Here is a 25,279-nt window from a genome sequence, read left to right as displayed (position 1 = left end):
AAACGCTCTAGCTTTTGCAATTTTCATACCCAGTATAAGGTACCCCTTATTCTCGACCAGGAAGCTTTTTCCACGTTACTTTATCTCTTAAGTAAACCGGTTTCACTTCTGCAGCGCTTGTAGTTGTATTTGCACGGGCAGCTTCTTTGGCGTCTTCAAGCATGAATGCAGCGTTTGGTAATGTCACGGCTGGTTTTTTCTCTGTGTTTGCTGCTGTGCTTGCTGCTGATTCTGCAGCATCTTGCGTATTCAACCACTGCTGAAGCTCCTCATAGGCGGCCCAGCCAGTACCAGCAACAGTCACATTATTGTTTAGCGCTTCGCCTAATTCATTGAGGTAATTGACTGCGTCTGCGGGTGGACATACCTGTTCAGGAACGATTATTTCTAACCCGTTTTCCAACTGTTTGTATACACAGAAATAGACTTCATTCATACGTGCGTCTGACGCAACGGCAACAAATTGGCCGGTGCTCTTTTGTGCAGCTTCAACCGCCATTGCCTTTAGCGTGCTTACGCCTGCAACGGGTAACCCTGTGCCAAGTGCTAGCCCTTGAATCATTCCGGTTGCAATTCTCACTCCCGTAAAACTACCGGGACCGCGACCAAACGCCAATAAATCAAGAGAAGCTAATTCAACACCGGCTTCCTTTAGTATTGCATCAATCATGGGTAACAGGCGCTGACTGTGCTGCTGGGGGCATACTTCAAAATGGGTGTATAGCGTATTGTCGACTTCTAAGGCGACTGAGCACGCTTCTGTTGCTGTATCAATAGCTAAAATATTCATTACAACTCTCTATCATTCTTCATCATCGATGCCGGCAAGAAATGCCTCTACATCATCTAGGCTTCGCGTGCGTTTCATGTCGGGCAAGCTGCCTATAAACGTTTTTGCATAAGGTTTAGTCACTAAGCGATTATCACAAATGACCAACACCCCTTTATCGGTAGGGTCGCGAATAAGGCGCCCTGCCCCCTGCTTTAAGGTGATAACTGCTTGTGGAATTTGAATAACGCCAAAGGGGTTTGCACCGCGTTTTTTCACATCTTCCATTCGAGCTTGAAGCAGCGGATCGTCTGGTGAAGCAAACGGGAGTTTATCTATCATCACGCAGACGAGGTCGTTACCACGAACGTCTACGCCCTCCCAAAATGCACCTGTGCCCATGAGTACTGCTTTCTCATCGGCTAAATACGCATCCAACAATGCTTGTTTTGTGGTAGTTCCTTGGACAAGCAGCGGATTATCTATTTCATCTTCTAATTTCTTTGCTATTTCTCTTAGCATCGCGTGGCTGGTAAACAACAAGAAACAACGCCCGCGACTGGCTTTAATTAAGCGCTTCGCCGTGTGCAGCAGAGTTTCGCGCATTGCATAGCTGTTTGGTTCGGGCAAGTAGCGCGGCACACACAGCATAGCCTGCTCTGGGTAGTTGAAGGGGCTGTCTAAACCAAGGGTTTCTGAATCTTCCAACCCCATTCGACGCTGAAAGTGATCGAAACCACCATTGACCATCAACGTGGCCGACGTAAACACCCAGCCTCGCGGCGGCGACTCAACAAAGCGTCTGAATTTTGCGGCAATAGACAATGGCGTTAAGTGCATAACAATATGACGCTGCGTTGTTTCATACCACAAGCTTACGTTTTGTTGCTTGTTATCACTCAATGCGTCAAGTTGCTCTCTTGATGCAACAATGCGCTCGTACATATTGTCTAAGTCTTTATCGCGGCCCAAATGCAGTTTACACACTTCATAAAGCACACCTAATGCTTCGGCAAGCTTACCCACCTGTAGGCGAACTTCGTCGCGATCGAGTGCGAGTGCCCAATTTCCTCGCTCAGGATCATGAGGAAAAAGCAGGCGTAAATCTGACGCAATCATACGGCATTTATCAGCGGCTTTATCTAGCTGCCCAGCATCTTTGAGTACCGTTCTAAACAGTAAGGTAATGTCTTTGGCAATATCTTGAATTTGGCGCGTAGACAATGACTCACCAAAGTAGTCGCTGGCTATATCAGGGATTTGGTGGGCCTCATCAAAAATAATGGCATCGGCTTCGGGAATAAGCTCGCCAAACCCCGTGTCTTTCAGCGCCATATCGGCGAAGAAAAGGTGATGGTTAACCACAATAATATCGGCATCGAGGGCTTTGCGGCGGGCTTTAACTAGGTAGCAGTCTTCGTAGTCTGGACACTCTCGGCCTAAACAGTTGTCTACGGTAGATGTCACCATGGGCAGCACTCGCGCATCTTCTGGAAGGGTTTTAAGCTCTCCCATATCTCCGCTTTTGGTTGTACTTGACCAGCGTTTCACTTCAGATAGCTGACCTAACACCTCTTTTTCTACCAAGGTGGAGTTACCGCCATGCTGAGATAATCGGTGCAAACACAAATAGTTCGACCGCCCTTTTAGCAGTGCCGTTTTGCGCTTGCTGCTCAACGCTTTTTTTACTAGCGGTAGGTCGCGATGAAAAAGCTGCTCTTGCAGATTTTTCGTTCCGGTGGAAATAATGGCTTTACCACTGCTGATTAACACCGGCGCAAGATAAGCAAAGGTTTTGCCCGTTCCGGTACCGGCTTCTACCACCAAACTGCCCGTTGTATCGATAGCGTGCTTTACCGCGTTGGCCATATCGGTTTGCGCCTCTCTTGGCACAAACCCTTTTATGGTTTTTGCCAGCAGGCCATCAGATGAAAATACATTTTTAATAGTGGGCATTTTTGGGACGTTTCAAATACATTGCATTGTTAGGCGCGCATTATGCCAAAAACAGCGTTGAAAACCTATCGAACAACACATGTAAAAATAAACATCTCCCCCTGTTATTTGTGCCAGATTTCAAATGTGCCATATTTCAAAGCCCCAGGGTTTTAACGTGAGCGTAGTATCGGATGAAAACGTCGTTTTCTTATTTCGCTTCCAATGTTGCAGCGTACCTAGATGCAACGATTCTTCAAATGTCACCGTAACGGGCACATCAGAAAAGTTAATCACCACAAAGACTTTGTCGTCCTCGCGCTCTTCTCGTCTTACAAAACTAAATACCTGAGACATGGATGAGTTAGGCACTTGAATCATGCGTGCTCCGAACTCACCATTGCCTAAAAATGGCTTCGACTTTTTAAGGGCGATGAGTTCTCGGTACAGTTCGCCAATAGGATGTTCTTGCCACTCAATGGGATCTCGTTCAAAAAAGGCCAGACGTTTGGTCTCTCCAGCTTCTTGTCCGTTGTGAATAAGGGGCATCCCCTCGCCTATAACTGAAAGCGCAATACACGCCTCGAGTGCGTCACCAAACTGCTCACGCTGCGTGCCGTCCCATGCGTTTTTATCGTGATTGCTCACAAACGTCATGCGATAGGCGTTATGCGGCCATGCTCTCTCATTCCATGAGTAGTATTTTCTGAGTCGGTCTAAACTGCAGCGCCCCTTAGCTAATTCGTGAAGAGTTTCATTCCAACTCCACGCATAGGTCATATTGAAAGCGTTCTCGTGTAAATCTCTGTTTTCCCACTCAGCAAGCAAAAATACCGGCTTAATGGCGTCGAGAGCGTGACGAGCTTGCTCCCAAAAGTCGTCGGGGATATAGCCTGCAACATCACAACGAAATCCATCGATATCAAACGCTTCTACCCAATAGCGCATTGCAGAAATCATGTATTCCCTCAGACCAGGCTGGGAATAATCAAACTCGATAATGTCAGACCAATCCCACCAGGGCGATGGACGAAAGTCGCCTTTGTGATCTTTTGCATACCAATGAGGGTGAGAGTCGACAAGTGCGTTGTCCCATGCACTGTGATTAGGTACCCAGTCTAGAATGACTTTAAGGTTGAGCTTATGAGCTTGAGATACAAGCTGTTTGAAGCTTTCTTTATTGCCGAACTCTGGGTTTACATCGAGATAATCACTGACCGCGTAGGGGCTACCGAGCTGCCCTTTTCTGTTTTTTTTACCAATAGGATGAATTGGCATTAACCATATAATATCTGCGCCTAGGCTCTTAATATGCTCAAGGCTTTCAGTCACCCCATCAAAGGTTCCCTTAGTACTGAACTGCCGGGTGTTTACTTGATAAATAACCGCGTGGGAAGACCACTTGGGTTGCGATACCCGATATAGAGGACGAGGTGTTACGTCAAATTCCATAGACTAACTCCCTGTAAGGGTCAGTCGCTTATCTTTGCTAAATATAAAGCGACATATAAAAAAACGCTAAAAAATAGGTAAACTGGTTACGCCTAGTAAAAATACCCATAACCCAAAAAATAGCTTTAGTGATTGCGTAGAAAAAGCCAGCACGAGGTATTTAGCCATAACACCACCCAAAATAGCGCCTGCGCCAGCAAATATGACAACGTCATATACTATGGCATGGCTGACAAGTACATGAAAGGGAAGTGCTGACCACACTGTAAACGCAGATAAAATAACCGCCACCGCTATAGACATGGTGACGTTGAAGCCGCGGATAATGAGGTAAACCGCGACGAGTTCGCCCACACCAATAGAAAGCCAAGCAGTAATGCACCCGCCCAAGAAGGCGATGGTGGGAAGACAAACAATATCGTTTCCTGCCAACGCGTTGCTGAACACCTGGCGCTTCATCAGCGGAATTGACGCTATTATTGCAATGGCCAATATAACGGAGAACACGCCGAATACCGTATGCAGGTTTTCAGGCCCACCCAATATATTGAGTAGAAGCGCTGAGCCATGTGTGGTGTATTGCGAAAAGAGAACACCACAAAGAGAAGGTATGACAGTTAATAATAGAGCACTTGGCAATGCGCCCCACTGACTGTCTGTTTTATGTTGGTCTGTTTGGCGTTGAGAGCAAAAAAAGCGAGCCCATGTAATGGCTCCAGCCGTCATACCGCAACACTGAATAGCAAAGCTTGTTGCTACAATACTGTCAGGGGTAAAGGAGAGATATGCAAAAAAGGGGACAAAAATCACGCCGCCACCAGCACCTGTGGCATTGGCAAATACCGCCCCTACTATGCCGACAAAGGTAAAGAAGCCATATTCTTGCAGCAAAGTCCTCACATCATTTTGTGAAAAAATAACAAAAGCCCATACCGCAACAAAGGCAAAAAACCACGCTCTTTTGCGAGAAAACAGTGGCAATGATAGGGAATATGACAAGTCTCTTTTTCCTACAACGAATTAACTGAGTGTACGAGTTGCCACCTGCAACTGAACAAATTTCAATCTAAATGCTTAAATCGATACGTATAAGGCTTCATGTTTGTTTTCACGGCCGTATCGTTAACGCAGCGACATGATAGTAGTATCAACAGAAAATAACGACACCGTTATTCATATAACGCCGAATAGGTCTGCCACGTGGAAGCAGACAAAGTTTCTTATGCTAGCCTTTGCGCTATTTATTAGTTCAATAGCGACCGCTTGGGCTGTAGCGGGTGCATGGGTAATCCTTCCTTTTGCTGGCGCTGAAGTATTTGCACTCATTTGTGTTATGTATATTACCTCTCGCGCAACCTATCGATGGGAAGATATCACCATTACCCCAGCGACTATCGAAATTACCACCTCCCAAGGTAATCGCTGGATGTTGAACAAAACCGCGTCCTATCTCTATTTTATTGAGGACACCCGTTTTGGCCGGTTACCCCGAATTATTTTAAAAGACGATTTATGTGAGTGTGAGGTTGGCAGTTTTTTAAACGAATCAGATAAAGACCAACTCTCTACACACCTGACATCGGCAGGCCTACTGAGATGCAGCAATAAATGGTGGTAGCTGCTGCCAGATTTAGCCACGGCGGCGCGTCGGTTTATATAAATGAATCATAATTAATGATCACTTTTCAAATATTTCGACTAAGCATTAGGTAACGTTAAGGAGAAATTCAGCTATGAACTTGTACATTGAATCACTAGAAGGCGGTAACTATCTTGCATCTACCGGTGTCGGAGCATCCCGTGCACTTGTAAGGGACAAGAGTTCGCAACCAAAGACATTTCATTGTTTGAATGAAATAAGGGAGCATTTCGACACACAATCTTTTGAACACGTGTGGCTAAGACAAAATACACCCTATGAAGAAATGGTTGGCCAGACCGATCACCCAGGCGCACTAGAGCTGGAAATTGAATTATAGAGAACCGTTAAGGTTCTTTTTTATTGCCGATGGTTTACCGATTAGGCCTTCAGCCAGCAAAGAGATTGATAGTGTCTCTTACGTATTGCTTAATTCTCACTACCGGCTCTTCGAAGTTGCCGTTGCCAACGCTTCCCATGGAATAACGCAGCCAATAGCCATCGATAAGCGCAGCGGTTGACGCTGCTGCGTTTTTTGCTTCATTGGGCGGTAAAAGCTGTCGATAACTGTACGCTAAATTACTTTCAAGGCGCCTGTGGTTAATGCACTGTAACCTGTGCAAGCCTTTATTGTGCAATGACAGCGCCCAAAAGTTAAACCACGTATTTGTCGCCGAACTTGCGCCCTGTGTTTGCGAAAAGTTATTTTCAATAATAAAGTCTATCCGCTCTAGCGGGTCGGCAATATGGGTGGTTATTTTCAGCGCTTCCAATAGATGCCGCATCGTCGCTTCTATAAGCCCCTGCTTGTCTCCAAAGTAATGGCTCACGATCCCCGATGACAATCCCGCTTTTTTGCTAATTAAGCTAATCGTTGTCCCGTGATAGCCAACCTCTGTCATCACTTCTAATGTCGCTTCAATTAATTGCTTTTTGCGAACCGGCTCCATTCCCACCTTGGGCATGCTAGAACTCCAAATATTTATCCAATGACTACTTGTAATGACCTTAACTGCGTTACTGCAGTTAAGCTATTACCAATAAGCTAACTGTAAATATGTTACCTACTAATATGTTACCACGATTAAAAGTCGCAACGCGCCCTTACTATGTCAGTAGTTGAGCCTACTATTTTAAAGAGGCAAAGTGCGAAGGGAGTGCGAAGGTAAATTCAACATTAAAAATACTGTTAGCACTAAGTATTTTATGTGCATTTCAGTTTATATAAATAAAGTTCACGCACTAACCAAACCATGATAAAAACAATAAAATACAAAAAGTTACATATTAAAAAGCATTGAGAAATCACACGTTTCACGGACAAAAACCAGCACACCAACTTGAATCAATAGTTAGAACACTATACAATTTATTCTTTATTGAATGGTCAATCAAAATAAAATACGTCGTTTAACATGGGTTTAAATGGCCGCTGAAAATAGTAAATCGACGGACTTTCATACGCTTAGGTAAGAAGTGCCCCGTAGTGTTATGCAGTAGTTTTTTTCAATTGAAGCACTGTCTGTCAGCGACTGTTCACAATGGTTAACCAGCAACTTTAGGAACTTATCAATGTCATTACCTACTTATCAGAATTACATTCACGGTAAAGCTCTCGCGAATAAAAGCAGAGAAACGTTTTCTGTTACTAATCCAGCAACAGGTAAAGTGATATACCACGTTGAAGTTGCTGATGAGTTTGTGCAGAAGCAGGCTATTGAAAGCGCAAAAGCCGGATTTGAGAAATGGTCCACTATGACGCCTATCGAGCGCACCCGTATTTTAAACAAAGCCGTGGCGCTATTACGTGAACGAAACGATGAATTAGCAACAGTAGAAGTACTTGATACCGGAAAACCTATTCAAGAGGCAAATTGCGTTGATGTTGAAACAGGTGCCGATGTAATCGAGTATTTTGCAGGCCTTGCTCCAACTCAATTAGGCTCGCAACAACAGGTAGGCAGCGATTTTTTCTACACCCGTAAAGAGGCGCTTGGTATTTGTGCGGGTATCGGTGCGTGGAACTACCCTCTTCAAATTGCATGCTGGAAGTCTGGCCCTGCCCTAGCCGCTGGCAACGCATGTATTTTCAAACCATCTGAAGAAACGCCTCTTGGTGCTATAAAGTTAGCCGAAATATTTACGGAAGCCGGCGTACCCGATGGTGTCTTCAATGTTGTACAGGGCGCTGCAGAAGTTGGGCAGTGGCTGACAACACACCCTGATATTGAGAAGGTGTCGTTTACCGGCGAAGTGGGCACGGGCAAAAAAGTAATGCAAAGCGCCGCCTCTAATCTTAAAGATGTCACGATGGAACTTGGCGGCAAGTCCCCCCTTATTGTGTTTGACGATGCCAATGTAAGCCAAGCGGTGAGTGCAGCTATGCTTGGTAACTTTTATACCCAAGGCGAAGTATGCACTAACTGCACCCGAGTTTTTGTGCACCGCTCGGTGTATCAATCGTTTGTTGATGAACTTATTTCACGTACCAACAGCAACATCATTGCCGGTGATCCTCTCGACCCAGAAGTGAACTTAGGCGCGTTAATCTCAGAAAATCATCGCAACCTGGTGTTAAGTTACATCGAAAAAGGTAAACAAGAAGGTGCGACCCTATTAACTGGCGGCCACACCCTATCTCCTGAATCAGCACCTAATGGCTTTTTTGTCGCGCCCACAGTATTTACAGACTGTACGGACGACATGACTATCGTGAAAGAAGAGATTTTTGGGCCAGTGATGAGTGTACTTGTGTTTGACGATGAGCAAGAGGTTATTTCTCGTGCAAACGATACCGTTTTAGGCCTTGCCGCAGGTGTGTTTAGCCAAAACATTCAGCGGGCTCACCGTGTTATCCACCAGCTAAAAGCCGGAATATGTTGGATTAATAGCTACGGAAATTCACCCGCTGAAATGCCAGTAGGTGGTTATAAACAGTCGGGTGTAGGTCGTGAAAACGGCGTTGAAACACTTAATAGCTACACACAGACCAAGTCTGTTTATGTGGGTATGACTGACATTGAAAGCCCGTTTTAGGAGCCGCTATGACTATGTATGATTATATTATTGTTGGTGCTGGCTCGGCCGGTTGCGTGCTGGCGAACAGACTATCTGCAAACCCCACGAATAAGGTTTTGCTTTTAGAAACCGGCGGTTCTGACAAAAGCATCTTTATAAAAATGCCCACTGCGCTCTCAATTCCCATGAATACTGAAAAGTACGCGTGGCAGTTTCAAACGGAACAAGAGCCTTATTTAGACAATCGCGAAATGCACTGTCCTCGCGGCAAGGTGTTGGGTGGTTCATCATCCATTAACGGCATGGTGTATGTGCGCGGCCACGCGAAAGATTTTGATGAATGGGAGCAACACGGCGCCAAAAACTGGGATTATCAGTCGTGCCTGCCCTACTTTCAAAAAGCGGAAACCTGGTACAAAGGCACGGACACATATCGTGGCGACACTGGCAACATTGGCGTAAATAACGGTAATGAAATGAAGAACCCGCTTTACGGCGCGTTCGTTAAAGCTGGAGAGCAAGCCGGGTACGATATCACCAGCGACTACAATGGCCAGCAGCAAGAAGGCTTCGGCCCAATGCACATGACGGTAAAAGGCGGAGTGAGAAGCTCAACCAGCCGAGAGTATCTCGACCCTATTAAATTTCGCAGCAATTTAACCATAGTCACCGGCGCCCTTGTGACTAAGGTAATACTAGACAACAAAGTTGCAAAAGGTGTTGAGTACCGTGTGAAAGGCGAAACCCAAATAGCATCGTGCGCTGAAGAGGTTATTTTAAGCGCGGGCTCAATTGGTTCACCGCATATTTTACAGCTATCAGGCATTGGTGATACTGAGGTGTTGAGTAACGCAGGCATTGATACGCTTCATCATTTACCTGGCGTAGGAAAGAATTTACAAGATCATCTTGAGTTTTACTTTCAGTACAAGTGCAAAAAGCCTATTACTCTTAATCGCAAACTAGATGTTATATCTAAAGGCATGATTGGCGCTCAGTGGTTAGTGAATCGCTCAGGACTTGGCGCTACAAACCATTTTGAATCATGTGCATTTATTCGTTCTAAAGCAGGCGTCGAATGGCCAGACATTCAATATCACTTCTTGCCAGCAGCAATACGATATGACGGTAAATCAGCCTTTGATGGCGACGGGTTTCAGGTTCATGTTGGTCACAATAAACCGAAAAGCCGTGGCAGTGTGTCGGTAGTGTCAAGCGACCCTACCGTTGCTCCAAACATTCGCTTTAATTATTTAGAGCATCAAGATGATATAGAAGGGTTCCGCGCTTGCGTAAGGCTAACCCGAGAGATTATCTCGCAGCCTGCTTTTGAGGCATTTAGCGATGGCGAAATTCAGCCTGGGGAACATGTTCAAACAGACGAGCAAATTGATGCGTTTGTACGACAAGCAGTCGAAAGCGCCTATCACCCATCCTGTTCTTGCAAAATGGGTGAGGACGATATGGCAGTCGTTAATTCAAACACAGAAGTACATGGCATAAGTGGCCTTCGAGTTGTTGACTCTTCCATATTTCCGACTATTCCAAACGGTAACCTTAACGCCCCTACCATTATGGTGGCAGAGAAAGCCGCCGACATAATTTTAGGCAAAGAACCGCTACCTCGCAGCAACGCACAGGTTCACATAAATTCGAACTGGCAGCATGCCCAGCGCTAACAGCGTGTGTTGACGCTATGTTTATAACCGCTTGCGGGTATTTTATCGCAACGCGCTCACAAGGTTAAACGTGCACGGTTTGTGCGTATTTGATGTGAGCACTTGATAACTAAAAAAAGGAAAAAAGATGTTACATTTTTATCAGTATTGGGAGGGTGACAATGACGGCATGGCTTAGTGCAGGCATTCTATTCACCTTACTTTCAGTGGCCTATATTGTCTTTAAATGGGGCAATATGAAGGTAGTGGGAGTAACTCCGGTCAAAACTTTTACCTTTATTGCCATTCTTTTTACCTCTGGGCTCGATGTGGGACTGATCATGTTTCCGCTTACCGAGTTCGCTGGCTATGCTGACATAAGCGCAAGTCCTGAATATGCATTCACCAATCCACTCGCCATTGAATTTGGATTTTGGGGTTTCTTCATTTGGGCGTTTTACTTTTTAACTTGTTTTTATTTCTGCGTAGTAGAGCCGAAGGTCAAATTCTTCGAAATTCCTGTGGTTAAATTTATAAATAACGTGGTGATTATTGGCACCTGCGCATTTACTGCGTTCCTACTACTGTCGAATTTGCCATGGTATTTACCCATGCTAGGTGACGGAGAGTCACTGGTGCCAGAGTTCTATCTTATTGTTTTTGCTTCAATTGCCTTTGCTGTTTATTCAAGCACCAACATTAAATACGTTCGCATCTTAAGCATAACCACCACGTGGGTATTTATTGCACTTATTGTAGGAATGTGGGCAAGCGCATTTATCTTCGGTGAAGGCGAATTAACTCAGTACATGACCAACATGGGTTTAATTGGCGGATACTTTGCGAATTTGCATCACTTTGTTTTGCCAATAAATGAGTATCACGAGTTCTATCTATTTTGGTGGTTTGCCTGGAGCATTATGATTGGCCAGTTCACTTCGCGCTTTGTGGGTGGGCTTCGTACCTATCAGGTGCTATTGGCAATGCTGGTATTTCCATCCATTCCAATTGGTGCTTGGTTCGCCGTGCTTTATCACTATCACAGTGCGGGCATTCCAACTGACGGCTTAGTTAATATGGCTATGGTGTTTGTGGGTGTTGTATTTGTTATCAACTCGCTTGACTCACTCATACGACTTTATACCGACAACCTCAACATTACGGTGGCGCGTTTGGGTAAGACAAATTATATAGCGTTGAATGTGCTGGCTTTGTCACTACTTACCCTGTTGTTTAAGCTCAACTTTTTGCAAATTCAATGGGTAGGCGCACTGGTTATAGCCCTTTTCTTTGGTTGCTTCGCGTTCATTATGAGCAAGCGGTTCAAGTCGGTGACCACAATCACAACATCGCCTAAAGAAAACAAAATCGATTTCACAAAAATAGAGAACGTAAACTAATAATATGAAAATAGTAGTATCATTTTTTGCTGCACTAGCAGCGCTTTTCGCCACGCCTTCATTTGCAAATTGGAGTGCCAATATATCTGGCGTGTCTGATTATACTTTTAATGGCGTAAGCCAGACACAAAACGACCCAGCCATTCAGGGAGGTTTAGACAAAGCCTTTACCAACGGCACTTACGCAGGAACATGGGCATCTAATGTAGATTTTGGTGGCGACACTAACGTGGAATGGGATTTTTATGTAGGGCGATATCTCACGCTGACCGATGCTGTTAGCATAGACTACGGCATCGCGTACTACTCCTATCACGGGGGTGATAACTCCAGTGCCGGTAACTACCCTGAGGTATATACCAAATTTGGTATGGCCAATGACTACGGTAACTCAGAGCTTAACTTTTGGTATAGCTGGGACTATTTTGGTACCGGTGGCGGACACGCTATTGCAATGGTGGCCCATACCTTTGAGCTTGCACCGAACCATAACCTGCGGGCAAGTTTCGATGTGTCTAACTCTTTAGATGGTGACAAGTGGCTATGGCAAGATGATGGAACGTCGTATTACCACTATCGCCTTGCATATCAAACGAGTTATCAAAATTTTGCTATAGAAGTGGCGGCGGAAAATACGAATCTGGATTATGACACTGCTGATGAGCGAGTCGTATTTTCTATTTCTCGCACTTTTAGCTTTTAATTCGCTAGAACGGTAATTCTAACGCTAGCTTTTGCGTTAGCTTTACCGTTAGCTTTTACGTAAGCGCTACCGTAAAAACTAAGCTGAGCCATTTCGTCAACATCACGGTTTATTAAACCCAATGATTTGCGCTCAGCTTATTTCATCCTTTTACATTACACCAACACCACGACGCTTTTACTGCGCGCCACTTATGCAGTTTCTCTGCAGCCAGTTCTCATATTTACCTTCTATCGTATTTACCTTCTATCGTATTAAAGTTCTTTAAAACGACACCACCTGCTTTTAGCGACATCAGCCGTGACACTCTGGCAGCGTTTATTCTTAAATAGTGCAACTAATTCTATTCGTTGAACTCAAAAACACAGTGCACATGAATTTCGACAAGCTATTAGCTGGCAGAGTAAATGCATAGAGCACGTGTAGATAAATGAAAAATGATTTTAATAGTGCTGTACACCAATAAGTTGAAGACATTTCCCGTTTTCACCTAGTAATAAACAAGACGAATACGTTATGGAGAAAAATATGAAATTCAGATGGTTAGCTTCTTACGCATGGATTTTCGCTGCAATTTTTATGCTTGGCGCTTGTGCCTCAATGGGAGACGGAAGTGTTGCTGAAAAAAGACAGGCTATTTTGGACATGCAGCAAAATGCATTAACCCGTCTTTACAGCGAAAAGCCCGACACGCGCTCACAGTTACAAAATGCTGCGGGATATGCGGTTTTTACCAATGCTAATGTAAACGTTGTGTTTTTTGCCGCAGGAACGGGTTACGGTGTGGTAAACAACAATGCAACGGGTAATAAAACCTATATGAATATGGCTGAAGGAGGCGTGGGCTTTGGTTTAGGCGCTAAAGACTATCGCATTGTCATGGTCTTCCACTCGCAAAAAGCCATGTCGTACTTTATTGAGAATGGCTGGACATTAGGTACAAATGCTGACGCAGCGGCTAAGGCTGGAAACAAAGGCGCATCTGCTGAGGGTGAAGGTTATTTAGGTGATGTCACTGTGTATACCATGACTGAAAGCGGATTGGCGCTGCAAGCTACCGTTAAAGGTACAAAGTTTTGGGTAGACAAAACACTTAACTAATCAGTGGTATTAGAACGTTTGATGAGCGGCAAACAGATAATGTGTTTGCCGGTTATCAAACGTCTACGTCGATATGCTTTAACCCCCCTTCGTTATTAACGTCGCCGTCCTTCTTATTAGTTTCGTGTCTGTGCTTGGTTGCGTACTCTAACGCATCGGCGCGATTTACTTCATCGAACTGGTCGCTATCTTCTTCAGAGAGGTGCTCAGATTTTTTTGATTTTTCCACTTTTTTTACACGCTTGTCTTCTTCAATCACAATCTTCGTATTGCGCGGTAAAATAGGAAACAATAAGTCGTTACTCATAATAATTGTATCTCCGCTGTGTCTTCGCCTATTTAAACCTTAACCCAATAAAACGATAAACTCTGTAACTAACAGAATCTTCCACTATTAAAAGCCTCGCCGAATAAAGGCATATCTGTTTCAAGATAACAACCATTTAAGCACAGCTTAAAAAGATTTACTTTCGCTCAGATCAAAAAGTTTTACTATATGCCTATTAATTTGTACGTATTGCAGCCAAAGAGTTCACTTTAGCCTTGCAAATTTTGCCTCAAACCGCTAATGTTTCGCTCGTTAAATTTCAGGACATATTTTTTCAAAATGATCAATTGCGCTGCAAAACACCACCATCACCACATAGCATAACCTTTCAGGTTCGTGCTGGAAGGTCTATGTCTCCTTCCAATGGCGCAGATAAAAAATTCTCGGCCCTCGGAAGGAAACTTCCGGGGGTTTTTTATGTTTTGCGCAATCACAAGTAAACACAACATGTGTAAGGAACGTTTTAATGAGTAACAGCAAAAGACTTCGAATTGCCGTACAGAAATCAGGCCGCTTGAGCGATGACAGCATTGCACTATTAAAGGCAATCGGCATAAAACTCAATATTCGTGATCGTCTGCTGATTGCGCATTCTACAAACGAACCTATTGATTTATTGCGCGTGCGTGATGACGACATTCCGGGCTTAGTCATGGACGGTGTGGTTGACTTAGGCTTTATTGGCGAGAACGAGTTAGAAGAAAAGTCTCTTGAGCGAAAAGCTGCAGGAAAGCCTTTTGAATACGAAACTCTTCGTCGTCTAGACTATGGTGGCTGTCGCTTATCCATCGCGGTACCTAATGAGATGGATTACGATGGTGTTCAATCTCTTGATGGCAAAGAAGTGGCAACAACCTACCCTTACCTTCTTGAACGTTATTTCGAAGAACAAGGTATTAACGCAAAAGCCGTCATGCTTACGGGTTCTGTAGAAGTTGCTCCTCGCGCTGGCGTTGCAGACGCTATTTGTGACCTAGTGTCCACTGGCGCCACGTTAGAAGCTAACGGATTAGTTGAAAAAGAAGAAATTTTCCGCTCCAAAGCGGTATTGATTAAGCGCGTTGGCGGCGAAATGAGCGATGAGAAACAAGCATTGATCAATCGTATGATGCCTCGCGTAGACGGTGTGCTGTTAGCGAAAGAAAGTAAGTACATCATGCTTCACGCACCAAAGGCGTATTTAGAGCAAGTGAAAAGCTTGTTACCAGGCGCTGAAAACCCAACTGTACTTCCTCTTGCAGGCAATGAAGAACAAGTGGCTATCCATGTAGTATCAACAGAGACCTTATTCTGGGAAACCATGGAAAAATTAAAAGCCCTTGGTTGTAGCTCTATTCTTGTAATGCCAATCGAAAAAATGATGGGCTAAAGGCAGACTATTATGATTACTTGGTCATCTCTTTCTAATGATGAGAAAAAACAGGCGCTCTCGCGCCCGGCTATGGCCAATAGCCAGCAACTTAAACTAACCGTTAGCGAGATTATCGCTAACGTTGAGGCCAAAGGCGACAGTGCGGTTTTAGATTACACCCGCAAATTTGATTGCCCTGATTTACAGTCGCTAGTGCTTTCGCATAGCGACATTGATGAATTGGCCTCGAAGGTAAGTGTAGAAGTAGCCAACGCTATCGATACCGCTTTTGACAATATTAAGCAGTTCCACGAAGCGCAGATACCTTCTGATATTTCACTGACAACAACGCCTGGCGTGCAGTGTGAGCTTCGCTTTACTGCTTTGGATGCCGTTGGTTTATATATTCCAGGCGGCAGTGCACCTTTGCCATCTACCGTATTGATGCTTGGTGTGCCTGCGCTTGTGGCCGGGTGTGAGCGCAAGCTCTTATGTACTCCGCCCAATAAACAGCAGCGCATTGCACCTGAAATTGCCTATGCTGCTCGCAAATGCGGCATTGACAAAATATTTTTATGCGGAGGCGCTCAGGCCGTCGCAGCAATGGCATTAGGCACTGAAAGTATTCCACAGGTTGATAAGATTTTTGGCCCTGGAAACAGCTTTGTTACCGAAGCTAAACAGCAAGTGAGTCAACGTGCTGATGGTGCGGCAATCGATATGCCGGCGGGCCCTTCTGAGGTCTTGGTACTGGCAGATAAATTTGCTGATGCTGAATTTGTTGCCGCCGACTTACTCTCTCAGGCCGAACATGGTCCAGACTCACAGGCAATTTTAGTCAGTGATAGCCGTGAATTAATCGACGCAGCGAAAGCCGCTGTTGAACGACAGCTTGCTACTTTGTCTCGCGCTGAAATAGCCAGACCGGCCATGGAAAACGCACGTTATATTTTGGCCAGTTCCATAGACGAAGCAATAGAAGCAAGCAATGCTTATGCGGCGGAACACTTGATTGTTCAAATTGAAGATGCACGAAGCTATTTGCCAAAAATAAAATACGCAGGCTCTATTTTTCTGGGCCCATGGTCGCCGGAATCAGCAGGGGATTATGCATCAGGCACCAATCACGTTTTGCCTACTTATGGCTATGCGAAAAACTACTCAAGTTTAGGCTTGTTAGACTTTATGCGCCGCTACACGATTCAAGAGTTATCAGCCGACGGTATGCGCAACCTTGGTCCAGCAATCATGACCCTCGCTAAAGCAGAAGGGTTAGATGCTCACGAGCAGGCTGTGGCGCTTCGTATGAACAAGCTTGGCATGAACGACACTTCCAATGACGCTGATGTCAATAATGGGAGCAACGCCTAATGTCCCGCTTAGTAGACACGCTGATTAATGAAAATTTAGTGCCCCTGAAGCCGTACGAGTCTGCTCGACGTTTATTTTCTGGCGGGCAAGATTGGTTAAACGCGAATGAATCGCCCTATGCTAACGACTACGCGGTAGATAGCAGCAACTTTAATCGCTACCCTTCATGCCAGCCAAACAATGTTGTGAATGGTTATGCCACTTACGCGGGTGTCGAGAGTAGCAACCTTATTGTTACGCGCGGCGCCGATGAAGGTATTGAGCTACTCATTCGAACTTTTTGTACGCCAGGTAAAGACAATATTCTTATTTGTCCCCCTACCTATGGTATGTACGCAATAAGCGCTGAAACCTGCAATGTGGGTGTGAAAAAAGTACCGCTTAACGAAGACTTTAGCTTAGACGTAGATGGCGTTTGCGCTACCGACGACGTCAATGTTGTGTTTATTTGTGCGCCTAACAACCCAACCGGCACCCAGGTTGCTCGAGATGACATTAAACAAGTGTTAACTCACTTTGCAGATAAAGCGTTAGTGGTAGTAGACGAAGCCTACATTGAGTTTGATGCCGACAACACCTGGGCAAATGACCTAGAGGCCTACCCTAATCTTGTTATACTGCGCACATTGTCGAAGGCTTTTGCGTTAGCAGGGCTTCGCTGTGGATTTACCTTAGCCCAAGAGCCTGTTATTCAGGCACTGCTGAAAGTCATAGCGCCCTACCCTATTCCTGAGCCGGTTGCTCAAATTGCAGGAAAAGCACTGTCCACAGAGTCGTTAACGCTTTTACAACTGCAGGTAGACACGATTAATCGCGAGAAAGAGATACTTGCCACTGCGCTGTCAGAAATTGATGGCATTCATCTAGTTGGTGACAGGAAGGCAAACTTCATCCTATTTAGATATGCAAAGTCTGCAGCGCTAATGCAGTACTTAGTATCAAAAGGAATGCTGATACGCGATCAGTCTAAACAGCTTAATCTTACTAACTGCCTACGAGTGAGCATTGGTAGCGAAGAACAAAATTTACGATTAATGCAATTAATAAATGATTTTATAAATGAGGACGGGGCATGAGTCAGCAAGCCATACTATTTATAGACCGCGACGGCACTCTTGTCGAAGAACCGCCTGTAGATAAGCAATTAGACAGTTTAGAAAAACTGGTCTTCGAGCCAAACGTTATACCGGTACTGTTAAAACTCAAAGCAGCAGGGTTTAAGCTGGTAATGGTAACTAACCAAGACGGTTTAGGTACTGACAGCTTCCCTCAAAAAGACTTTGACCTAGCGCATAATGCCATGATGGGCATTTTTGAAAGCCAAGGTGTTACCTTTGACGACGTGCTTATTTGCCCACATTTTGATGAAGACAACTGCACCTGCCGTAAACCCAAGCTTGGTATGGTGAAAGACTACCTTCAGCAAGGCAAAGTAGACTTTACCCGCTCTTATGTGATTGGCGACAGAATGACCGACGTTCAGCTTGCTGAAAATATGGGAATTAAGGCGCTGCAATACAACCGCGACAACCTTGACTGGAACACAGTTCAAAAGACCATTCTTGCTTCGTCTCGTATTGCAGAAGTGGTTCGTACTACGTCTGAAACCGATATTAGAGTGCGTGTAGATTTAGACTCTCAAGAGAAATCGGCTATTCACACGGGGCTTGGCTTTTTCGATCATATGCTCGATCAAATTGCCGTTCACGGTGGCTTTCAGCTTAATGTGTCTGTAGATGGCGATTTGCACATTGACGATCACCACAGCGTTGAAGATACCGCGCTAGCGATTGGAGAAGCCCTTAAAAAAGCGCTAGGAGACAAACGCGGTATTGGTCGCTTTGGCTTTGCACTGCCTATGGATGAGTGTCGCGCAGAATGCATAATGGATATCTCAAACCGCCCTCACCTTAAATTTGAAGCGGAGTTTAGCCGTGACCAAGTGGGTGAAATGGCCACAGAAATGGTGCCACACTTTTTCTATTCTTTAGCGCAAAGTATGGGCTTATCTCTACACTTATCGACAAGCGAAGGTAATGCGCACCATCAGGTTGAAAGCTTATTTAAAGTATTTGGTCGCGCGCTGCGTCAAGCCATTGCATTAAAAGGCGACGCACTACCAAGCAGTAAGGGAGCCCTGTAATGTCCGTGGTAAACACAAACCAGCGACAGAAAATAGTTATTGTCAATACTGGCTGCGCCAACATCTCTTCCGTGCGATTTGCATTAGAGCGTTTAGGGGTAGAGGTAGAAGTGTCTGATGATAAAAGCGTTATCACCGCCGCAGATAAAGTGTTTTTACCTGGCGTGGGAACGGCTTCTGCTGCGATGGCGAGCATTAAACAAAAAGAACTTGTTGCTACACTACAGTCTCTCACTCAACCAGTATTAGGCGTGTGTTTAGGCATGCAGTTGATGGTAGACAGCAGTGCGGAAGGTGGAATGAATAACACGAGTGGTGATATTCCGTGTCTTTCGCTTATGCCCGGGCACGTAGCGCGCATGGAAGCTAACGGTTTGCGTTTACCTCACATGGGCTGGAACACTGTACAGCACAGTGACGATGAACTGTTTAAAGGCATACCGCAAGACACCTACTACTACTTTGTACACAGCTTTGCCGTGCCTGATTATGCTCATACCCTTGCCCGTTGCGATTACGGCGGGTCATTCTCTGCGGCCATTAATAAAAACAATTTTTATGGCGTGCAGTTTCACCCAGAGCGCTCCGGCGAGGCTGGCGCACAACTTCTTACCAACTTTGTGAACTTATAATGATAATTCCAGCGATTGATCTTATTGACGGACACGTGGTTCGTCTTTACCAAGGCGATTACGAGCAAAAGACACAATACGAATTAGACCCTGTAGAAGTAGTACACGACTATGCTGACCAAGGCGCTACGTGGCTACATATCGTTGACTTAACGGGTGCAAAAGATACCAGCAAACGTCAACTGTCATTGATTAAATCTATGGTAGACACCAAGCGCATGAAGTTTCAGGCTGGTGGCGGCATTCGCTCTGAAGAAGAGGTAGCACAGCTACTTGAGACGGGTGTAAGTCGCGTTGTGATTGGCTCTCTTGCCGTTAAACAACCTGAGCTAGTGAAGTCTTGGGTTGAGAAGTACGGACCAGAACATATCGTACTTGCCTTAGATATTAATATCAGCGAAAGCGGCGAAAAACTGATTGCCACCCATGGCTGGCAAGAAAACTCAGGCGTTGCCCTTGAGGGGCTGTTAGACGATTTCTCTACTGTGGGTGCTAAACACGTGTTGTGCACAGACATAAGCCGTGACGGTACCTTACAAGGTGCAAATAAAGCGCTGTATGAAGAAATGGCAGCTCAGTTTCCTAATGTGAAATGGCAGGCCTCTGGTGGTATTGGAAGCCTAAATGACATTGCCGTTTTAAAGCCAACCAAGGTTGATGGCGTTATTTTAGGTCGCGCTTTACTCGAAGGTAAGTTTACCGTGAAGGAGGCTATCGCATGCTGGCAAAACGCATAATTCCTTGTTTAGACGTTCGCGACGGCAAGGTAGTAAAAGGGGTTCAGTTTAGAAATCATGAAATAATTGGCGATATTGTTCCACTTGCTGAGCAATACGCCAAGGCAGGCGCTGACGAACTGGTCTTTTATGATATTACGGCAAGCTCTGATGCTCGCGTTGTTGATAAAAGCTGGGTAAGCCGCATTGCGCAGGTAATTGATATTCCGTTTTGTGTTGCTGGCGGCATCAAGAGTATTGAAGATGCTGGGCGCATTCTGGAAATGGGCGCTGATAAAATCTCCATTAACTCCCCTGCTCTCAATAACCCTGATTTGATAAACGCGTTACACGACGTTTACGGTCAGCAATGCGTGGTTATCGGTATTGATAGCTTTTACAACGAAGCCACTAATCAGTATGAAGTGTACAAGTTTACTGGTGATGAAAGCCGCACTCAAAAAAGTCAGTGGCAAACCATAGACTGGATAAAAGAAGTGCAGTCTCGTGGTGCTGGTGAAATCGTGCTTAACTGCATGAATCAAGACGGCGTACGCAATGGTTACGACGTTAAACAGCTTAAAGCGGTAAGAGATGCGTGCGAAGTGCCGTTAATAGCATCAGGTGGTGCAGGCGAAATTGCACACTTTACCGACGTGTTTCAGCAAGCTGACGTCGATGGGGCCCTTGCCGCCTCAGTATTTCATAAAAACATTATTAATATAGACGAGTTGAAAGCAGAGTTAACTGCCAACGGCGTCCCTATGCGCAAGCGTCATGGCTTAACAGCGCAAGCAGAAGGAGTTAACCCATGATCATTACGAATGAAAACAGCGATACCTTGGCCTGGGAGAAGATGGATAATCTTTTGCCTGCGATTGTGCAAGATGCATTATCTGGCAAAGTGTTAATGCAAGGCTATATGGACCAAGACGCACTGGCCAAAACCCTAGAAAGTGGCAAAGTTACATTCTTCAGCCGCTCTAAACAGCGTTTGTGGATGAAAGGAGAAGTATCGGGTAATACGTTAGATTTGGTGAGTGTTGCGTGTGATTGCGATAGCGATTCACTGCTAGTATTAGCAAACCCGAACGGCCCGACCTGTCACACTGGTGTAGAAAGCTGCTGGTTTGAAGGCAGTACGCCTGCGTTTACGTTTCTAGCCGACTTAGAGCGCGTATTGGCATCACGTAAAACAGCCGACCCTAAAAGCAGCTATACTGCCAGCCTCTATAACAAAGGCATTAAACGCATTGCGCAAAAAGTGGGTGAAGAAGGCGTTGAGACCGCGTTAGCCGCAACAGTTCACGACAAAGAAGAGCTTAAAAACGAAGCTGCTGATTTGTTGTATCACCTCACCGTGCTGTTACAAGCCAGCGATATGTCGCTAAACGATGCGCTGAGCGTATTACAAGAGCGCCATAAGTAACTTCTTAACGCTTCTTTTTAAATAAGCTGCTAAAAAAGCTCCTAGATAAGCGCTTATTTACGCAAAAGGCCCATCATAACGATGGGCTTTTTTGTGAGTATAAGGGTGTTTAATTGCACGAATTGCGAGCGGATAGAAACCTTGTTAGAGTGAAGCAGAACCTGAATGAGTAGGTTGCTGTTAACAGCTACAAGGAGTTAATGATGAAACGTATACTAGGATGCTTTATTACCGCTGCTATTGCGTTTGCAAGTCACGTCGCCACGAATAACGAGCAACAAGGAAATACATCATGGAACTCTGCGTGCCCAACGGATACCGCTTTAGCCACACTTTTGGATCCGAATAAATTAAGTGATGCCAGAGCAGAGGCACGAGTTGCGATAGGCAACCCGAGGACTGAATCATATATACTAAATTTCAGTGAGTCTGAACGGCCTTCTTCAATTTTTGATCGACTGGTTTTTTCGGTAGACATTGTTGGATACGATACCAATGATAGGGTTATAACGAGCTTTGAAATTAACGAAGGTGCTTCAAGAGTAGCAGGTTATAGCCTTTCATCACTAAGAGACAACAACAAGCCTCTGCTCATAGATAACGCGTGCATTGAAAAGCGCTTTGAACAAGCTGCGGCTTTGGGCATTGTCGCTATGACCTCTACAGATATTGAGTCTGATTCTCCAGTTGATGAAAATGAGGTTTTTCCATTACACCGAGGCGAGAGCGGCTCAACTTGTAAGTTAAAAGATTTCTATCAAGGCCAGAGAAGAAAATACAGTTACAGAGTTTGTGACCCAATCCCTTTGTAAGTTTTAAAAGCTAACATAGCTTTTACGCGGATACGTTAATCCATTAGGCCCGTCATAACGATGGGCTTTTTTGTGCTGACACACTCTTTTACATCTTGATAATGAACATTTTGTTTTCTAGGTATCTAACTAAATACAGCATACACTTTAGATGGATACCCTCTTGAACAAAGACACGGCTTTGCCAAACGCAAAAAACCTGATTAAAGAAAATCTCCCTTTTATTCTTTTTATCGTCCTTATGTTTTCATTCAGAAGCAGTATGGCCGACTGGTATCATGTGCCCTCAGGCTCGATGGAACCGACAATTCAAGTGGGCGACAGAATAGTGGTAGATAAAACAGCTTACACCCTAGAATTGCCTTTTAGTGACATTGTCATTGCCAATACTGGCGACGTAGAGCGAGGCGACATTGTGATTATCAATAGCAGCGCAGCACAGAATCGATTGGTTAAACGTGCGGTTGCCGTGGCGGGCGACACTGTTGAACTTCGCCACAATCGTCTTTTTATAAACGGTGAATCAGCTACCATCACGCCACTTTCTGCACCTTTTTATCAAGAGGCGCTTCTAGGTGACTCTCGCACTATTGCGCTGACTAACAGTGATTACATTGATAGCAGCGGCGTCACTCCCCCCTCGATTGAAAACCCCGCATCCTCATTTCACCCAGTGACCATACCCAAAGGCTATATATTGGCTATGGGAGACAATAGAGATAACAGCATGGATTCTCGCTACTATGGACTATTCCCTATCTCTGAAATACAAGGCAGGGCCACCTCTGTGGCTTTCTCTCTTGATAAAAGTCACTATTATTTACCGAGGCAAGACCGCGTTTTGTTGACACTGAATTAATACCATTAGTCCGCATAGATAATTACCTTCTGAGTGGCCAATGATCTATGCGGATTGGTAGAATCAATTCGTGACTAGTCCTGATATAAGTTGACACTTTTTTCAGTTAAAAACGCTCGATGAACCTCATCGGGCGTTTTGTATTTTAATGATAAATGTGGCCTTCGACTATTGTAAATTTCAATAGACTCTCTAACCATTTTTCTAGCTTCGTTTAAGTCATTGGGCTTGCTCAACAGATATTCATTTTTCAGTATCCCGTTGACTCTTTCAGCAAGTGCGTTCTGGTAACAGTCGTATCCATCAGTCATCGAGCAGCTCACATCATATTTTTCATGAAGCTGTTGATACTCTGCTGAACAATATTGTATACCTCTATCAGAGTGATGGATCAGCTTCTCGTCAGAGTGCCTGCCCATTAACGCGCCATGGAATGCTCTCTTCACTGATACTGTTTTCATGTTGTCATCAAGGCTATAGCCGACGATTTTTCTCGAGTAAGCATCTGTTACTAAGCTAAGGTAACTTTCTCCTGCTCTAGTCGGCAGATAAGTAATATCTGCAACCCATAATTGATTAGGCCGCTGCGCTACGAAACCCTCTTTTATGAGGTTTGGGTGACGTCTAAATCGATGATGACTATTGGTAGTTTTATGATAAGCACGCTTTGGCGCCACTAATAACCTGTTGTGGCGCAATAGACAAAACAATCTATCGCGCCCAATATTCATGGAGTGAGCCTTCATTAGGTACTGTAGCTTACGAGTGCCGATGCGAGGTTGGAGCATTCGCTCTGAGCGAACAAACTGTACAACTCGGGCTTCATATTCAGCGCGTTTCAAACAACGTGTATGGTGCTGATAGTAAGCTTGTCGCGATATGCCTAAGAATCCGCATGCCTTTGATATCGATAGCTTATTCACTACCTGTTTTTGAATGACTTGCCTTTGCGCTTTTTTACAACACTGACTCCATAATCAGTCTCAAGCACATTAACTACCGCTTCAAAAAACTCTGCTTTCATCTTAGTATCTGCGAGCTCTTTTTCCAAGGCCTTGATACGCTGCTCAGGCGTGAGCGCTGTGTTAGATTTATCCACGCGACCGTCTCGCTTAAAAAGTTCAGGTGTGCCTTCACACCAATTTAACCGACCATGCTTGCGAAGCCAAACTAAAACGGTTGAACGACCTTGAATACCATAGTGTTCCTGGGCTTGTTTGTAGGTCATTTCTCCTTTTTCTACCTGCTCTACAACTGCCAATTTAAAAGCAAGGGAATAATCGCGTTGACTACGCTTAGTTGTTGATTGCATTACACTCTCCAAAATAATTTTGAAAAGTGTCAACGCTATTTAGGACGGGTCATCGCCATAAAAAAAGCCCGCGTCGCGGGCTTTTTTAGACTCATTATTTGTTGTTGACGCTTTGCTAGCAAAAGCTTACACGGCATTCACTACATCCCAAAGTGAATTAACGCTAAATTACCAACGGCGGTAACTAACATAGCGAGAAAGGTGAGGATCATACCTGCAAAACGCTGCCAGCTAACGCCAGCGTGTTTTCCTAGACCGTAGGCATGCAATACCCTTCCAAACAAAATAGCACTTCCTAATGCATGCACAGCCCATGCTTGACCCGTATTAGCTTCAAAACACGCGATCATAATTAGCGTGATGGGTACGTATTCACTAAAGTTGCCATGGGCTCGGGCTAAGCGCCCCAGATCTTCATGGCCGCCATCACCTAGGCTGACGTTGTGCCTGCGACGTGCGCCAATAACAAGAAACGATAGGTAAAGGTAGCATATACCTAATAAGCTGGCGTAAAAGGCCGTAATTGGTAAAACCATTATCAACTCCAATTTTTATAATTATTCTTGCAACCGTTTTTGCAACTTATGTCTCTAAGGTAGCATAGAGATTTTAACAACGTATAGCTGAATGTGATGCGTTATTAGTTAGCGC

25 protein-coding genes and 1 other annotated feature are annotated in these 25,279 nt (G+C 44.8%); of the genes, 17 read left to right on the top strand and 8 right to left on the bottom strand.

What is annotated here, in order from left to right:
* Positions 1–46: 46 nt before the first annotated feature.
* From tsaB to JV36_RS0111095, 4 genes are all read right to left on the bottom strand, one after another.
* Complete coding sequence (gene tsaB, locus JV36_RS0111110; RefSeq protein ID WP_032095942.1) at positions 47–790, bottom strand: tRNA (adenosine(37)-N6)-threonylcarbamoyltransferase complex dimerization subunit type 1 TsaB; 744 nt, start codon at positions 788–790, stop codon at positions 47–49.
* Between the two features lie 12 nt (positions 791–802).
* A complete protein-coding gene (locus JV36_RS0111105) occupies positions 803–2,725 on the bottom strand; it encodes an ATP-dependent DNA helicase (protein WP_032095941.1) in 1,923 nt (640 codons plus the stop codon).
* A 120-nt stretch (positions 2,726–2,845) separates the two neighbouring features.
* Positions 2,846–4,156, bottom strand: coding sequence for an alpha-amylase family glycosyl hydrolase (locus JV36_RS0111100; RefSeq protein WP_032095940.1), 1,311 nt, complete (start codon positions 4,154–4,156; stop codon positions 2,846–2,848).
* Positions 4,157–4,222: 66 nt separating this feature from the next.
* On the bottom strand, positions 4,223–5,137 hold the full coding sequence (locus tag JV36_RS0111095; protein WP_052010155.1) for a sulfite exporter TauE/SafE family protein: 915 nt from the start codon (positions 5,135–5,137) through the stop codon (positions 4,223–4,225).
* A 154-nt stretch (positions 5,138–5,291) separates the two neighbouring features.
* Here JV36_RS0111095 and JV36_RS0111090 point away from each other — a divergent pair, with 154 nt between their 5' ends.
* Positions 5,292–5,774, top strand: a complete 483-nt coding sequence (locus tag JV36_RS0111090) for a DUF2244 domain-containing protein (RefSeq protein WP_032095938.1) — start codon at positions 5,292–5,294, stop codon at positions 5,772–5,774.
* A 115-nt stretch (positions 5,775–5,889) separates the two neighbouring features.
* On the top strand, positions 5,890–6,135 hold the full coding sequence (locus JV36_RS0111085) for a DUF6482 family protein (RefSeq protein WP_032095937.1): 246 nt from the start codon (positions 5,890–5,892) through the stop codon (positions 6,133–6,135).
* Between the two features lie 49 nt (positions 6,136–6,184).
* Here JV36_RS0111085 and betI read toward each other — a convergent pair whose 3' ends face one another.
* Positions 6,185–6,760 (bottom strand): transcriptional regulator BetI, encoded by a 576-nt coding sequence (betI, locus tag JV36_RS0111080; protein ID WP_235207824.1) that lies wholly within the window; start codon positions 6,758–6,760, stop codon positions 6,185–6,187.
* A 607-nt stretch (positions 6,761–7,367) separates the two neighbouring features.
* On the opposite strand from betI, the gene betB reads away from it, so the two are divergent.
* From betB to JV36_RS0111055, 5 genes are all read left to right on the top strand, one after another.
* Positions 7,368–8,831: a betaine-aldehyde dehydrogenase gene (betB, locus tag JV36_RS0111075; RefSeq protein WP_032095935.1), complete on the top strand. Its 1,464-nt coding sequence runs from the start codon at positions 7,368–7,370 to the stop codon at positions 8,829–8,831.
* An 8-nt stretch (positions 8,832–8,839) separates the two neighbouring features.
* The gene (gene betA, locus JV36_RS0111070; RefSeq protein ID WP_032095934.1) at positions 8,840–10,492 is read left to right on the top strand and encodes a choline dehydrogenase; all 1,653 of its coding nucleotides are present in this window, start codon (positions 8,840–8,842) and stop codon (positions 10,490–10,492) included.
* 161 nt (positions 10,493–10,653) lie between these two features.
* Positions 10,654–11,871: a choline transporter gene (locus JV36_RS0111065; RefSeq protein ID WP_032095933.1), complete on the top strand. Its 1,218-nt coding sequence runs from the start codon at positions 10,654–10,656 to the stop codon at positions 11,869–11,871.
* 4 nt (positions 11,872–11,875) lie between these two features.
* The gene (locus JV36_RS0111060) at positions 11,876–12,574 is read left to right on the top strand and encodes a TorF family putative porin (protein WP_032095932.1); all 699 of its coding nucleotides are present in this window, start codon (positions 11,876–11,878) and stop codon (positions 12,572–12,574) included.
* 528 nt (positions 12,575–13,102) lie between these two features.
* Positions 13,103–13,675: a YSC84-related protein gene (locus tag JV36_RS0111055; protein ID WP_032095931.1), complete on the top strand. Its 573-nt coding sequence runs from the start codon at positions 13,103–13,105 to the stop codon at positions 13,673–13,675.
* 55 nt (positions 13,676–13,730) lie between these two features.
* Here JV36_RS0111055 and JV36_RS0111050 read toward each other — a convergent pair whose 3' ends face one another.
* Positions 13,731–13,982 (bottom strand): hypothetical protein, encoded by a 252-nt coding sequence (locus tag JV36_RS0111050; RefSeq protein WP_032095930.1) that lies wholly within the window; start codon positions 13,980–13,982, stop codon positions 13,731–13,733.
* A 320-nt stretch (positions 13,983–14,302) separates the two neighbouring features.
* Positions 14,303–14,422, top strand: a sequence feature (His leader region).
* A 47-nt stretch (positions 14,423–14,469) separates the two neighbouring features.
* Here JV36_RS0111050 and hisG point away from each other — a divergent pair.
* The 10 genes from hisG to lepB all read left to right on the top strand — a co-directional run bounded on the left by hisG (position 14,470) and on the right by lepB (position 23,316).
* Positions 14,470–15,372, top strand: coding sequence for an ATP phosphoribosyltransferase (gene hisG / locus JV36_RS0111045; protein ID WP_032095929.1), 903 nt, complete (start codon positions 14,470–14,472; stop codon positions 15,370–15,372).
* Between the two features lie 12 nt (positions 15,373–15,384).
* Positions 15,385–16,725, top strand: coding sequence for a histidinol dehydrogenase (hisD, locus tag JV36_RS0111040; RefSeq protein ID WP_032095928.1), 1,341 nt, complete (start codon positions 15,385–15,387; stop codon positions 16,723–16,725).
* Entirely contained in the window at positions 16,725–17,801 is a 1,077-nt protein-coding gene (gene hisC, locus JV36_RS0111035; RefSeq protein ID WP_032095927.1) for a histidinol-phosphate transaminase, read from the top strand. The genes hisD and hisC overlap by 1 nt, the downstream gene beginning before the upstream one ends.
* Positions 17,798–18,868, top strand: a complete 1,071-nt coding sequence (gene hisB, locus JV36_RS0111030; protein WP_032095926.1) for a bifunctional histidinol-phosphatase/imidazoleglycerol-phosphate dehydratase HisB — start codon at positions 17,798–17,800, stop codon at positions 18,866–18,868. Before hisC ends, hisB begins: the two co-directional genes overlap by 4 nt.
* A complete protein-coding gene (gene hisH / locus JV36_RS0111025; RefSeq protein ID WP_032095925.1) occupies positions 18,868–19,500 on the top strand; it encodes an imidazole glycerol phosphate synthase subunit HisH in 633 nt (210 codons plus the stop codon). The genes hisB and hisH overlap by 1 nt, the downstream gene beginning before the upstream one ends.
* Positions 19,500–20,237, top strand: a complete 738-nt coding sequence (gene hisA / locus JV36_RS0111020; RefSeq protein ID WP_032095924.1) for a 1-(5-phosphoribosyl)-5-[(5-phosphoribosylamino)methylideneamino]imidazole-4-carboxamide isomerase — start codon at positions 19,500–19,502, stop codon at positions 20,235–20,237. The genes hisH and hisA overlap by 1 nt, the downstream gene beginning before the upstream one ends.
* Positions 20,219–21,031: an imidazole glycerol phosphate synthase subunit HisF gene (hisF, locus tag JV36_RS0111015; protein WP_032095923.1), complete on the top strand. Its 813-nt coding sequence runs from the start codon at positions 20,219–20,221 to the stop codon at positions 21,029–21,031. The genes hisA and hisF overlap by 19 nt, the downstream gene beginning before the upstream one ends.
* Positions 21,028–21,645, top strand: a complete 618-nt coding sequence (gene hisIE / locus JV36_RS0111010) for a bifunctional phosphoribosyl-AMP cyclohydrolase/phosphoribosyl-ATP diphosphatase HisIE (protein ID WP_032095922.1) — start codon at positions 21,028–21,030, stop codon at positions 21,643–21,645. The genes hisF and hisIE overlap by 4 nt, the downstream gene beginning before the upstream one ends.
* Before the next feature lie 200 nt (positions 21,646–21,845).
* The gene (locus JV36_RS0111005) at positions 21,846–22,457 is read left to right on the top strand and encodes a hypothetical protein (protein WP_160173590.1); all 612 of its coding nucleotides are present in this window, start codon (positions 21,846–21,848) and stop codon (positions 22,455–22,457) included.
* Positions 22,458–22,620: 163 nt separating this feature from the next.
* A complete protein-coding gene (gene lepB / locus JV36_RS0111000) occupies positions 22,621–23,316 on the top strand; it encodes a signal peptidase I (protein WP_268746582.1) in 696 nt (231 codons plus the stop codon).
* Between the two features lie 74 nt (positions 23,317–23,390).
* On the opposite strand, the gene JV36_RS0110995 is transcribed toward lepB, so the two are convergent.
* Both JV36_RS0110995 and JV36_RS0110985 read right to left on the bottom strand, forming a co-directional pair.
* Positions 23,391–24,628, bottom strand: a protein-coding gene (locus JV36_RS0110995; protein ID WP_152561532.1) for an IS3 family transposase whose coding sequence is annotated in 2 segments (ribosomal slippage) — positions 23,391–24,277 and positions 24,277–24,628 — 1,239 coding nt in all. Because the reading frame shifts where the segments join, the coding sequence is not laid out codon by codon here.
* Positions 24,629–24,768: 140 nt separating this feature from the next.
* Positions 24,769–25,164 (bottom strand): MAPEG family protein, encoded by a 396-nt coding sequence (locus JV36_RS0110985; protein WP_032095919.1) that lies wholly within the window; start codon positions 25,162–25,164, stop codon positions 24,769–24,771.
* Positions 25,165–25,279: the final 115 nt, after the last annotated feature.

It is taken from the genome of Alteromonas sp. LOR (assembly GCF_000753865.1).
Lineage (GTDB): Bacteria > Pseudomonadota > Gammaproteobacteria > Enterobacterales > Alteromonadaceae > Alteromonas.
Note: the sequence above shows the minus strand (reverse complement) of the source record. Positions and strands in the feature narration are given on the sequence as shown.

Bases quoted from the DNA above. Each gene is read 5' to 3' on its own strand.
- tsaB (WP_032095942.1), bottom strand. From the start codon at position 790: ATGAATATTTTAGCTATTGATACAGCAACAGAAGCGTGCTCAGTCGCC.
- JV36_RS0111105 (WP_032095941.1), bottom strand. From the start codon at position 2,725: ATGCCCACTATTAAAAATGTATTTTCATCTGATGGCCTGCTGGCAAAA.
- JV36_RS0111100 (WP_032095940.1), bottom strand. From the start codon at position 4,156: ATGGAATTTGACGTAACACCTCGTCCTCTATATCGGGTATCGCAACCC.
- JV36_RS0111090 (WP_032095938.1), top strand. From the start codon at position 5,292: ATGATAGTAGTATCAACAGAAAATAACGACACCGTTATTCATATAACG.
- JV36_RS0111085 (WP_032095937.1), top strand. From the start codon at position 5,890: ATGAACTTGTACATTGAATCACTAGAAGGCGGTAACTATCTTGCATCT.
- betI (WP_235207824.1), bottom strand. From the start codon at position 6,760: ATGCCCAAGGTGGGAATGGAGCCGGTTCGCAAAAAGCAATTAATTGAA.
- betB (WP_032095935.1), top strand. From the start codon at position 7,368: ATGTCATTACCTACTTATCAGAATTACATTCACGGTAAAGCTCTCGCG.
- betA (WP_032095934.1), top strand. From the start codon at position 8,840: ATGACTATGTATGATTATATTATTGTTGGTGCTGGCTCGGCCGGTTGC.
- JV36_RS0111065 (WP_032095933.1), top strand. From the start codon at position 10,654: ATGACGGCATGGCTTAGTGCAGGCATTCTATTCACCTTACTTTCAGTG.
- JV36_RS0111060 (WP_032095932.1), top strand. From the start codon at position 11,876: ATGAAAATAGTAGTATCATTTTTTGCTGCACTAGCAGCGCTTTTCGCC.
- JV36_RS0111055 (WP_032095931.1), top strand. From the start codon at position 13,103: ATGAAATTCAGATGGTTAGCTTCTTACGCATGGATTTTCGCTGCAATT.
- JV36_RS0111050 (WP_032095930.1), bottom strand. From the start codon at position 13,982: ATGAGTAACGACTTATTGTTTCCTATTTTACCGCGCAATACGAAGATT.
- hisG (WP_032095929.1), top strand. From the start codon at position 14,470: ATGAGTAACAGCAAAAGACTTCGAATTGCCGTACAGAAATCAGGCCGC.
- hisD (WP_032095928.1), top strand. From the start codon at position 15,385: ATGATTACTTGGTCATCTCTTTCTAATGATGAGAAAAAACAGGCGCTC.
- hisC (WP_032095927.1), top strand. From the start codon at position 16,725: ATGTCCCGCTTAGTAGACACGCTGATTAATGAAAATTTAGTGCCCCTG.
- hisB (WP_032095926.1), top strand. From the start codon at position 17,798: ATGAGTCAGCAAGCCATACTATTTATAGACCGCGACGGCACTCTTGTC.
- hisH (WP_032095925.1), top strand. From the start codon at position 18,868: ATGTCCGTGGTAAACACAAACCAGCGACAGAAAATAGTTATTGTCAAT.
- hisA (WP_032095924.1), top strand. From the start codon at position 19,500: ATGATAATTCCAGCGATTGATCTTATTGACGGACACGTGGTTCGTCTT.
- hisF (WP_032095923.1), top strand. From the start codon at position 20,219: ATGCTGGCAAAACGCATAATTCCTTGTTTAGACGTTCGCGACGGCAAG.
- hisIE (WP_032095922.1), top strand. From the start codon at position 21,028: ATGATCATTACGAATGAAAACAGCGATACCTTGGCCTGGGAGAAGATG.
- JV36_RS0111005 (WP_160173590.1), top strand. From the start codon at position 21,846: ATGATGAAACGTATACTAGGATGCTTTATTACCGCTGCTATTGCGTTT.
- JV36_RS0110985 (WP_032095919.1), bottom strand. From the start codon at position 25,164: ATGGTTTTACCAATTACGGCCTTTTACGCCAGCTTATTAGGTATATGC.